The sequence below is a fragment of the Hymenobacter sp. AT01-02 genome, assembly GCF_000961955.2.
GTDB classification, from domain to species: Bacteria; Bacteroidota; Bacteroidia; order Cytophagales; family Hymenobacteraceae; genus Hymenobacter; species Hymenobacter mucosus.
The window spans coordinates 1-9,670 of the sequence record NZ_JZIR02000048.1 but is presented as its reverse complement, the minus strand read 5'-3'; the positions used below and the strand labels follow the sequence as shown (position 1 = coordinate 9,670).

Genomic DNA, 9,670 nt, shown 5'->3' with positions numbered 1-9,670 from the left:
CAGGGTGAAGTAGGTTGGCGGAGAATAAAGCGTAAACTGACTTGAAGGGCCGACGAGTAGTAGTAAAAAAATGCAGCAGCGCTACGGGTCTGGCTAGTAGAAAAACACAGGGATTGGAGCGAGAAAGCAACAGGCATAAGCGGGCCACTCCTGCAAGGCTAGTGCAAAATATAGGATTGTCACACTATTTCATACGGTTCTATTAAGTAGCAACGCCGAGTAGCGTCGTAGTCGATGACAAGAGCAGTATCGCCCTTGCTAAGGTTGGCAGTGGGAGAGGCCGCATGCACGTTTAGCACCAGCGGAGACCCGGTTACCACCGGCACACTAGCCTGGCCCAATCGGTAGGCGGTGGTGGGCAAAAGCACGGTACATACTTTGCCAAGGGGCTGCGTACCGGCATCGTGGCCGGCTTGCATGGCCGTGAAGAGGTGGACAAAGGGCAGGGTCAGAAATTTGGCTGCCAGCAGACTCCCCAGCAGCAATGGCAGCAGCAGCAAAAGACCAGGTACTAACGCCGTGTTGCCGAGGGTATAATTGAGAAGGATGCTGCCAATCCACAGGGGCAAGACCACAAAGCTCAGAAAGATCATAAGCGGCACGCGGCCCAGGTTAAAAAACGCCAGGGCCTGGTTTAGCCAAGCAACGCCCCCGTTTCCTACCTCATGGTGGCCATCTACGTGGTGGCCGGTATCCATATAGTGGTCCGTATCAAGATCAATTGTCCTAAAATCAAGTACGCCCACAAGTACCGTTAGCCAATACAACAACACAAACACCAGCAGGCCGGTAGGCAGCAGATTAGGTGGCAGCAGAGCCTCGTGCAGCAATTCGGTCATAGGGGTAAGGCTGGCAACGCTTCAGAAAGGTCAGGAAAACTCTGGTAAGCTGTACTATACTTTTAAGCCGTTAGGGTCAAAAAAACCAGCTAGGCGCCTTAGTACCAGCTTTGGGTAGCTTGTAGGGAAGCTTCGTTACTGCTGTTGTAGCGCCTCCCCTTCTAGTTCCGCGTTCCGGCGCTTCAGCCGCTTCACGTACTGCTGTTGCCCGGCAATAAGAATGGCAAATCCAAACACCATAGGGGCAGTTTGGCAGGCGTCGAGGTAATGCAACGCCCGCGCCACAGCAGTGGCTATAACAATCAATCCTCCCAAGTAATAAGCACTCTTTTCGCTGGTATTCATATCGTTCAAGTCGGATGATCAAGTAGTAATATGAAGGAAATGAGGAAGCTTATAGGCCTAACTTAGCTTTCAACGCTTGCAACTCAGTAGCTGCTTGCCCGGCGCCGGTTGAACCCAGGGCCTTATCAATCTCTTGGTCGATGGACTTGCTCTCCTGAGCAATCTGCCCGTACGACTCGGCCAAGGCTTCTTCGGTAGCAATTTTCTCCTTCATGCGCTCTAGTAGCGCTACGGTGCCTGAGGAATCTAACTGGGCCAGTTGCTGATTGATGGTCTTGGTAGCGGTGCTCACCGTTACCCGGGCTTTCAGGGTGCGTAGTTCATTGTCCCACTGGCTGATGGTTTGTTTAAGCTGCTGCACGTTCTGCTCCAGTTGCTGGGCTGAGGCCTCGAAGGTAGCCTGCTCTTGGGCGCTGCGGCCGGCATGGGCTTCGTTCTCAGCTTTCTTTACCAGCGCCTCGCTAGCTAGGCGGTCCGCTTCGGTGGCGGCTAGTTCCCCCTGGTGGGCCCGTTGCAGCAGCAGTACGGCCTTGTTTTCGTAGTCGAGGGCTTTGGCTTGGTAAGCGGCCCCGTCGTTGCGGCTGCGAATGGCCAAGGCCTTTACTTCGGCCAGTGCATGCAGCGCTTTGTCGAGGTCGTGGCGCAGGTCGCGCAAGCCCTGTTCAGTCATTTTGATTGGGTCTTCGAGCTGATTTACGGCCGAATGCGCCTCGGCCTGCCCAATCTTGAAAATGCGGTTGAAGATATTCATGGCAGATACTGGGTAGTGCGAAGCAGGGCCCCGCGTTAAAAATTAACCTTTGGAAAAGGCAATCAGCTCGTCGCCAAATTCGCTCAACAGCAGGGCGAGGGAGTTGAAAACTGCCTCCAGCTCGGGGCGGTCGAGATGTTCTAGTTGGAGAGTGTCGCGGAAGATGACTTTGCGCCCCGTCTCATCCAGCACAAATGCTCCGTGAATGATGTCACGATTTTTCTGGAGTAGCAGCTGGTAGACTTCGCAGGAGGGTTGCGGTACGTCCAGCAGGTACTGTTCCAAAATAAGTAGGGGCTCCCCGCAGCTTAGCACAAGGTGCCGGATGCCCAGTTCCAGCTTATTGACCACTAGTACATTGTCGGTAGGCTCCTCGTGGCGAATGTCAAAGCCTAGTTCCAGTAAAAAGGTCTTGACAGTGGTGAAGTAGCGGTTGGGCATAGTAAGATAAAGGGGTAAGAGTTGAGAAACTACCAGCACCATTGCTACTTTTCCAAGCACATTATGCTAATGACTTGCTCAAAAAAATAGCGTATTTTAGAAATTACCTTGCCGGTAATGTGGTAGATTTACGGTGCAATGGTACTGAAGTTTCAGTATATGCTCAAAGTTTGAGCGAAAATATTTTTTGCTGCCATGTCGCACGTTGGTAAGAATATTCGGAAGATAAGAACTGTTAAGAAGCTGAGTCAGGCGGCTTTTGCGGAGTTGTTTGGCCTGGCTCGGCCCAGCGTTGGTGCGTACGAGGAGGGTAGGTCAGAGCCTAAAATGGAAACACTTATCCAGATTGCTCATTATTTTGGCCTGTCGGTAGACCTGCTACTTACAAAAGAACTCACTGTAAATGACCTCTATGGTTTTGAGCGGTACCAACAGCCGGAAGTAGCCGCACCCGAGCCTGCCTTGGCTGACCGCACGCAGCACCTAACGCCCTACGTGCCACTGCGCGCCTATTGGAATACATTGTGCGCCATCATGACGCCTCGTTTGTGGACGCGCTGCCGTCGTTGTCGTTTCCGCACGAGCTTGGGTCGGCCACTCGGGCCTTTGAGATGCAAGGGGCCGATATGCAGCCCACGGTGCGTCATCAGGATGTGTTGCTTACCTGCCGCGTTGACAAAGCCACTCTGCGCCTGCGAGCGGGCCGCTTGTATGCCTTTGTGCTGCAAAACCAGTTGGTGGTGCGTCGTTTGGTAGAGCACCGATCCGACAACGTGTTGCGCCTGCGCGCCGACAATCCCGACTATCCGGTGCAAGACTTGCCGTTCACGGATGCCTTGGAAGTATGGGAAGTGCAGGGCGTGTTTAGCACCTATCTGCGGCCCCCGGCCCTCGTGGAAGAGCGCGTAACCCGTCTGGAGCGACAAGTAGAAGAGTTACTGGCACGTTTGGGGTAGTAGCGCTACTTCCCAGTCCTTGACTACCTAGGGGGCAAACCGCCCTGTTCACTTAGTGTATATAGCTGCTCTTATGCCGCCAGTTACTCCCTTGACCTCTTCATCAGCGTTTGCCCAAGATCCGCCCGGTATAAAGTTCCTGCGGGTAAAGTTTCGGCTGCTGGCTGCTGTTTCTACGAAGCTTGCCTTCGCGGCAGCTTGGCGGCTCTTCACTACGCCGCGCCGGTTGGTGGAGAAGAAATGGGAAACAGCTGCTTTGGCCGATGCCCGGCTGTTTTGGGTACCTACGGCGCACAGTAAGGTGGCCGCCTACGAGTGGAACCCGGCCGGGCAGCGTACCGTGCTTCTTGTGCACGGGTGGGAGCACCGGGCCTCCTTCTGGGGCTACTTGGCGCGCACGTTGGTGGCGGCGGGGTTTCGGGTGGTAGCCGTGGATGGGCCGGCTCATGGCGCCTCACCCGGTACCCATACCACCCTGCCGGCCTTTGGCGCGGCGGTACAAGCCGTGGCTGATACTTTGGGGAAGGTGTACGCCGTGGTGGTGCATTCTTTTGGTGGAGCAGCTACGGCAGGTGTGCCCGTGCACTTCAACCAGGCCACTACTGGGCGGTTGCCCCGGCTGGTACTGTTGGCCGTGCCGGGTAGTACCATGGCCGTGGCTCAACGCTTTGCCGCCCTGCTGCGGTTGCCAGCGGCCGTCGTTGCTCGCATGATGCAGCACGTACAAGACCAGCACGGCCGCGACGCCGAAAGCTTTAGTTTGCTGCATATGGGGAGCAGACTACCAGTAGACCGTGCCGTGCTTTTTCACGACGATACGGACGCGAGCATTCCCTTCGCTGAGGCTCAGGAAATAGCCGCCAGTTGGCCCCTGTTGGATTTTCGGCCCACCACAGGCCTGGGCCACAACCGCATCATGCGCGACCCCGCCGTGATGCAGCAGGTGGTGGAGTTTCTACAGTAGATGGGTAGCATAGGCGCCTCTTGGCACAAATGCACAAACAGCGGTGGCAGAATTAAGCAGCAGTTTACCATTCCTGCGCAAATCAAGTTCTACAGCCCCGCAGAAACCTGCTTAGGCTCTTTCCACTCGGTATCTAGGCGTTCTTGGGTACACGGCTTCTCGTGAAACAACCAGTCTAAGGCATCTATGCTGGTAATGAAGAACTGGATGTCATAGTGCATAAAATGGCGCCCGGTCCGAATCAGGCTTTCCACTACAAGCTGATTGTAGGAGTTTGAGGGCGGTAGCACAAGGGCTGCCCGCTGAACGGCCGGTACGGACACTCGCGGTAGCCAGTTGGTAGCAAGCCAAAACTGATCATCCAGACCAATATTAGGTAGGCCGTGCAAGTCAATGAGGGCGTCTTGCACGGTTCCTTGCTCCACTAGACAAGCCACCAGGTTTAAGCTCTGCTGAAACCCAGCCATGCCAGGCTGGGCCGAGTGCCATTGTAGCCGCACAAAAGACAGGTCAGGGTCGTACTGGGTCCGAAGGTTCGTAAGGGTTAAAATCATGCAGAGCTGAACAAGCGCGCTATCTGCCTACCCAGCTTAAATGCTCTGAGTAAGGTGCATATACTAGAAAAGGAATATTTCGCAAAGGGGAAGATAGCACTTTACTGTTCAGCTTGCAATTATTACGATGGCCAATCGTCACCGTGCCATCTTGGGTGTAGGGCCTCGGCTACACGGTGTCGTGGCCGGCGCTGGCAAGCTCGCGCAGCACTTCGCGCAGGCCTTCGGGCTCCTGCACCAGCCGCAAGATGTGTTCTAAGTACTCCGCCTCGGCCCGCAGGTGGCGTTTAATCTGCCGTAATTCCTGCTCGCGTTTCTTGCCGCTGCTCCCGGAAAAGCCGTTTTCACCAAACTTAAGGGCCTGTAGTTCCTGCTTAAGCTCCGTTTGCTGACGGTGCAGGGCCTGAGTGTAGCGGGCCAGCACGGTATCATCAGCTTGGTCGGCGGGGGCGGCTTCGGAGAGCAACTGCAGTAGCGTATAGAGGTCGTTGGCTTCGTAGGCTTCCGTGATGCGCTGCATCAGGGCAGTTTTCTGCTGCTGAATGGCGGGGTCGCGCTCTAAATCGGGGTGGTGGGTGCGGGCCAACTGGCGGTACAGGCTCTTGGTATTTGCCAGCAGGGCTTGCTGCTCCGCCTGGGCTTGCTGCTCGGCGGCCAGTTGGGCTTTCTCGGCCTTAGACTTGCGGCGGTTGCGGGCCTGGGCCGCCGCCTGCTCGTGGGGTGGTAGGGTAGAGTTGGGCTGTGGGGTTGGCGGTGAGGTGGCGCTGTCGGGCTCATCCTCGTCTTCCACGCGGCGGCGCGGTCCGTACTTGCGCAGTATGTCGGCGGCGTCTTCCCCAAACCGGTCTTGCAAGGCCCGCGCGTTCCCCAGAATTACTTCCTGTAGCTGGCGATGCTCCAACCGGCTGAAATAACTTAGGAGCAATCCTTCTTCCAAGGGAGCGAATAGGGCTTGGCGGGCTTGTACAACGGCCTCGGCGGCGGGGCCCACCTGCTGCCAGTACCGGCGGCGGGCATCGGCTTGCTCGGCGCGTACTTCCCGCAGGCGTTGGCGCAAGCTTTCTACCTGCTCCACGGCCGCGCGAAAAGCCTGCTGGGCGGGCGTGCCTACCGCCTCCCCCGAAGCAGGAACGGGAAGAGCAGTAGCAGCGGGCAGGTCGGTGAAAGGATTATGAAGGTTCATAGGTGCAAAAGTAGTGGCGGGAAGGGCCTCCGCGTGGGTTGCGTTTCTGACGTTAGGTGCGCACGGCCAGCCTTAGCCGAATACGTTGTAGGCTACCTGAAACGTGTTGCAGTGGGCATCTACAATGTTGCGGAGCTGCTCTGAGTAGCCCCCGCCCATGCTCACGGCCACGGGTATTTGGTGCTGCCGGCATAAGCCTAGCACAAACTCATCGCGCTGGCGGCAGCCGGCTTGCGTGAGGGCGAGCTTGCCCAGTTTGTCGGTGGCTAGTACATCTACTCCGGCCTGAAAAAAGATGAAATCGGGCTGTACTTGTTCCAAAAGGGCTGGTAGAACGCGGTGCAAAGTTTGTAAGTAAGTAGCATCGTCGGTGCCTACCGCCAAGGGCACATCCAGGTCCGATTGTTCTTTGCGCAAAGGGTAGTTGGCCCCCGCGTGCATGGAAAAAGTAAATACGCGCGGCTCCTGCCGGAAAATACTGGCCGTGCCGTCGCCTTGGTGCACGTCAAGGTCTACTACCAGCACCTGCCGGACCAAGTGGTGGTGCAGCAGGTGAGCCGCCGCAATAGCAATATCGTTCAGCACGCAAAACCCCTCGCCCCGGTCGCGGAAGGCGTGGTGAGTGCCCCCCGCTAAGCTCATACCAATCCCTTGCAGCAAGGCCCGCCGCGCCGACTGCACCGTGCCCGCTGAGCTACTCAACGAGCGCCACATTAGTTCGGCGCTTTGGGGTAAGCCCAGGCGGCGCACTTCGGCCGGGGTAAGTTGCAAGTCGCGCACCCGCTGCCAGTAGTCGGGCGAGTGCACCCGCAAAATGTCTTCCTCGGCGCACAAGCCGGGGTCGTAGAAGTCCTGGGGCGGCGCAATTCCCTGCCAAAGCAGTTGCTCTCGAATCAGACTATACTTGGCAATAGGAAATCGGTGGCCTTCAGGTAAGCGGATACTATAACGTTCGGAAGTAGCAAGGCAAGGCATGCGAAGCAAAAGGAGGCAAGGGAAAGCAGGGGCAGATACGAGTAGGTACGGAACAACCTCAGTTTCGGCGTGACCTTAGCGGGTGCAGGTATCAGGAAAGTCCCAGGTGGGAGAGCCTTTTTTCGTGCTTGCACCACTTTTTTTCGGGCCGGGACTGCCGATGAAAACTGCCGGGTCGTCTGGGTTATCGGCCGATTGGTAGAGCCAATGCGAAGAGGACGGGGCCGCTGAAATAGGTTTGTAGGGTTCAGAGGGCATTTTAGGCTGCAACCTATTCCTCATCGGCAAAGCTCTCCGCTGAAACACCAACCTATTTTTTGTATGAAACATCCCCGCGTGTTACTGTGGCTGCTGCTACTGTTAACCTGGAACCTGACCACCTCTTGTGACAACGATGCCGACGATGCCGACGAAGAAATTCTGGGCAACTGGGCCAGCCGGTCGCAGTTTGAAGGCCTTGCCCGTAGCTCGGCCGTAAGCTTTACCATTGGCGCGAAAGCCTACGTGGGCTTGGGTACCGATGGCACCGACAAATTCAAGGATTTCTGGGAGTACAACCCGGCCACCAACACTTGGAAGCAGCTAGCCGACTTCCCCGGCGTGGGCCGCTACCAAGCCGTTGCCTTCGCCGCCAATGGCAAGGGCTACGTGGGTACTGGCTACGACGGGGTAAACAGGCTCAAAGATTTCTACGAGTACGACCCTACCACGAATACGTGGACGCAGAAAGCCGACTTCGGAGGCTCGGCCCGATACGGTGCCGTGGGCTTGAGCATTCTCGATAAGGGCTATGTGGGTACGGGCTACGATGGCAACTATAAAAAGGACTTTTGGCAGTACGACCCCACCACGGATACCTGGACGCAGAAGCCCAGCTTTGGCGGCAACAAGCGCCTGGGCGCGGTGGCCTTTACGCTCAACGACACGGGCTACATCCTGACGGGCTCGGATAATGGCGTAAACCAGACCGACGTGTGGGGCTACAACACCGCCACCGAGCAGTGGACCGAGCGCCGCACGCTCACGCTCAACGAAGATGAAGACTACGACTACAGCAGCGTGGTGCGCCAGAATGCCGTAAGCTTTGTGGTAAATAACCTGGGCTACGTGGCCCTGGGCAACAACAACGGCTACCGCACCGACTGCTGGGTATATGACCCCACTGAGGACACTTGGACGCAGAAAACTAGCTTTGAAGGCTCGGCCCGCATGCAACCCATCGGCTTCGGCTTGGGCGACAAGGGCTACGTAGGCTTAGGTACCACCGGTAGCACCCGCCTCGACGACTTCTGGGACCTGGACCCCACGGCCGCGGCGGATGAATAAGGTACGCTTTTTCCTTAACCAGTGGGCCTGTCGCGTGGCGGGCCTGCCGGTGCTAGGGCTGCTGGTTCTGCTACTGGCTTCCTGCGAAGAGCCTTCGGACGTAGGCTCGGAGTTAGTGGTAGATACCACCACCGGCACCCTGTTCGTGGATACCCTCACCGTTCGCACGTCCACCGTCCTCGTCGATTCTGTCGTTACATCTACCAGCAGCTACTTGCTACTGGGGCAGTATCAAGATAACCGGCTCGGCACCATTACGGCCCGCAGCTACGTGCGGCTGGGGCTGGGAGGTACCACTTTCGAGCCCGATGTTTCTGCCGTGTACGACTCCGTGGTGCTGCTGCTCCCTACGGACACCTACCGCTACGGCGACACTACCAAGGTGCAGCACCTCGCGGTGCATCGCCTGCGAGAACCGCTGCGCCCCAATACTAAGTACTACGCCTTCAACACGGTTGGCTACAACGCTACGCCGCTGGTAACCCAGGCCTTTCGGGCGCGGCCCAACCTGACAACTTTGCGCGTGCCCCTGCCAGCCTCCTTAGGGCGCGAGCTACTGACCGCAGGCATTAGCCGCCAGCTTTCGTCTGATGATGCGCTGGAAGCCCGCTTGCCTGGCTTTTGCCTCTCGCCGGGGGCTACTGATAATGCCGCCATTCTACGCTTTCTGGCAACCTCTACCTCCGCCACCTTGCGCCTTTACTACCACCTGCCTACCGCGGCGGATGAGGCCCTGTCCCGCGACTTCACCATTGCCGACGGTAGTCGCCACTTCTACCAACTGCAGGCTGACCGTAGTAGCACGCTGCTTAGTTCGCTCACTGCCTCGCGCCAAGCCATTGCCAGTACCCGCACCGCCGCCGAGGCCTATATTCAGGGCGGGCTGGGGCTGCAAACCAAGATTGAAGTACCCTACCTCCTCGACCTCAACAACCTGGGTGGTACGTGGGTGCTAAACTCGGCTCAATTGCAGCTAGAAACTGTGCAAGGCACGGAGAAAGGCGCATTTGTGCCGCCCGCTACCTTGGTCTTGCAGCTAGCTGACCGTGGTAACCACTCCGGCTCTTACCTCACCGACCTCAATGGCGCTACCCTCACCGCGGCGTACTCCTACGCTTACTCATTGCGCACGAACCTGGAGCAGGGAAGCTACTCGTTCTCTCTCACGCCTTACTACGAGGCGGCGCTGAAGCGGGAGGTAGCAAACGAAGGGCTCCTGCTGTCCTCCACTTCGCCCGACACACCCGAGCGGGCAATACTGGGCGGCACGGCCAACGTTACGAACCCCATCAAACTACGAGTTTATCTCACGCGGGTGCAGTAAGAAAGCCTGAAG

Annotated in this window: 11 protein-coding genes and 1 pseudogene; 5 read left to right on the top strand and 7 right to left on the bottom strand. The window is 57.3% G+C overall.

Features of this window, described 5'->3' with window-relative positions:
- Nucleotides 1–179: 179 nt before the first annotated feature.
- The 4 genes from VI25_RS15140 to VI25_RS15125 all read right to left on the bottom strand — a co-directional run bounded on the left by VI25_RS15140 (nucleotide 180) and on the right by VI25_RS15125 (nucleotide 2,376).
- A complete protein-coding gene (locus tag VI25_RS15140) occupies nucleotides 180–839 on the bottom strand; it encodes a hypothetical protein (RefSeq protein WP_045688738.1) in 660 nt (219 codons plus the stop codon).
- Between the two features lie 135 nt (nucleotides 840–974).
- Nucleotides 975–1,184, bottom strand: coding sequence for a hypothetical protein (locus tag VI25_RS15135; RefSeq protein ID WP_045688739.1), 210 nt, complete (start codon nucleotides 1,182–1,184; stop codon nucleotides 975–977).
- Nucleotides 1,185–1,233: 49 nt separating this feature from the next.
- A complete protein-coding gene (locus tag VI25_RS15130) occupies nucleotides 1,234–1,935 on the bottom strand; it encodes a PspA/IM30 family protein (RefSeq protein WP_045688740.1) in 702 nt (233 codons plus the stop codon).
- A 42-nt stretch (nucleotides 1,936–1,977) separates the two neighbouring features.
- On the bottom strand, nucleotides 1,978–2,376 hold the full coding sequence (locus VI25_RS15125; RefSeq protein ID WP_045688741.1) for a YbjN domain-containing protein: 399 nt from the start codon (nucleotides 2,374–2,376) through the stop codon (nucleotides 1,978–1,980).
- Between the two features lie 195 nt (nucleotides 2,377–2,571).
- Here VI25_RS15125 and VI25_RS28935 point away from each other — a divergent pair.
- The 3 genes and pseudogenes from VI25_RS28935 to VI25_RS15115 form a co-directional block, all read left to right on the top strand.
- Nucleotides 2,572–2,757 (top strand): annotated as a pseudogene (locus VI25_RS28935) (helix-turn-helix domain-containing protein); the annotation flags it as partial.
- Between the two features lie 131 nt (nucleotides 2,758–2,888).
- Complete coding sequence (locus tag VI25_RS27030; RefSeq protein WP_045688742.1) at nucleotides 2,889–3,332, top strand: helix-turn-helix transcriptional regulator; 444 nt, start codon at nucleotides 2,889–2,891, stop codon at nucleotides 3,330–3,332.
- A gap of 73 nt (nucleotides 3,333–3,405) precedes the next feature.
- Nucleotides 3,406–4,296 (top strand): alpha/beta fold hydrolase, encoded by an 891-nt coding sequence (locus VI25_RS15115; RefSeq protein WP_055562628.1) that lies wholly within the window; start codon nucleotides 3,406–3,408, stop codon nucleotides 4,294–4,296.
- Nucleotides 4,297–4,385: 89 nt separating this feature from the next.
- Here VI25_RS15115 and VI25_RS15110 read toward each other — a convergent pair whose 3' ends face one another.
- The 3 genes from VI25_RS15110 to VI25_RS15100 all read right to left on the bottom strand — a co-directional run bounded on the left by VI25_RS15110 (nucleotide 4,386) and on the right by VI25_RS15100 (nucleotide 7,008).
- Nucleotides 4,386–4,850, bottom strand: a complete 465-nt coding sequence (locus VI25_RS15110) for a hypothetical protein (RefSeq protein ID WP_045688744.1) — start codon at nucleotides 4,848–4,850, stop codon at nucleotides 4,386–4,388.
- A 169-nt stretch (nucleotides 4,851–5,019) separates the two neighbouring features.
- Nucleotides 5,020–6,033: a J domain-containing protein gene (locus VI25_RS15105; RefSeq protein ID WP_055562627.1), complete on the bottom strand. Its 1,014-nt coding sequence runs from the start codon at nucleotides 6,031–6,033 to the stop codon at nucleotides 5,020–5,022.
- Between the two features lie 72 nt (nucleotides 6,034–6,105).
- A complete protein-coding gene (locus VI25_RS15100; RefSeq protein ID WP_045688746.1) occupies nucleotides 6,106–7,008 on the bottom strand; it encodes a histone deacetylase in 903 nt (300 codons plus the stop codon).
- A gap of 321 nt (nucleotides 7,009–7,329) precedes the next feature.
- Here VI25_RS15100 and VI25_RS15095 point away from each other — a divergent pair, with 321 nt between their 5' ends.
- Entirely contained in the window at nucleotides 7,330–8,334 is a 1,005-nt protein-coding gene (locus VI25_RS15095) for a Kelch repeat-containing protein (RefSeq protein ID WP_045688747.1), read from the top strand.
- Nucleotides 8,327–9,658 carry a DUF4270 family protein gene (locus tag VI25_RS15090; RefSeq protein WP_055562626.1) on the top strand — a complete coding sequence of 444 codons (1,332 nt, stop codon included), beginning with the start codon at nucleotides 8,327–8,329 and terminating at the stop codon, nucleotides 9,656–9,658. Before VI25_RS15095 ends, VI25_RS15090 begins: the two co-directional genes overlap by 8 nt.
- Nucleotides 9,659–9,670 lie beyond the last annotated feature (12 nt).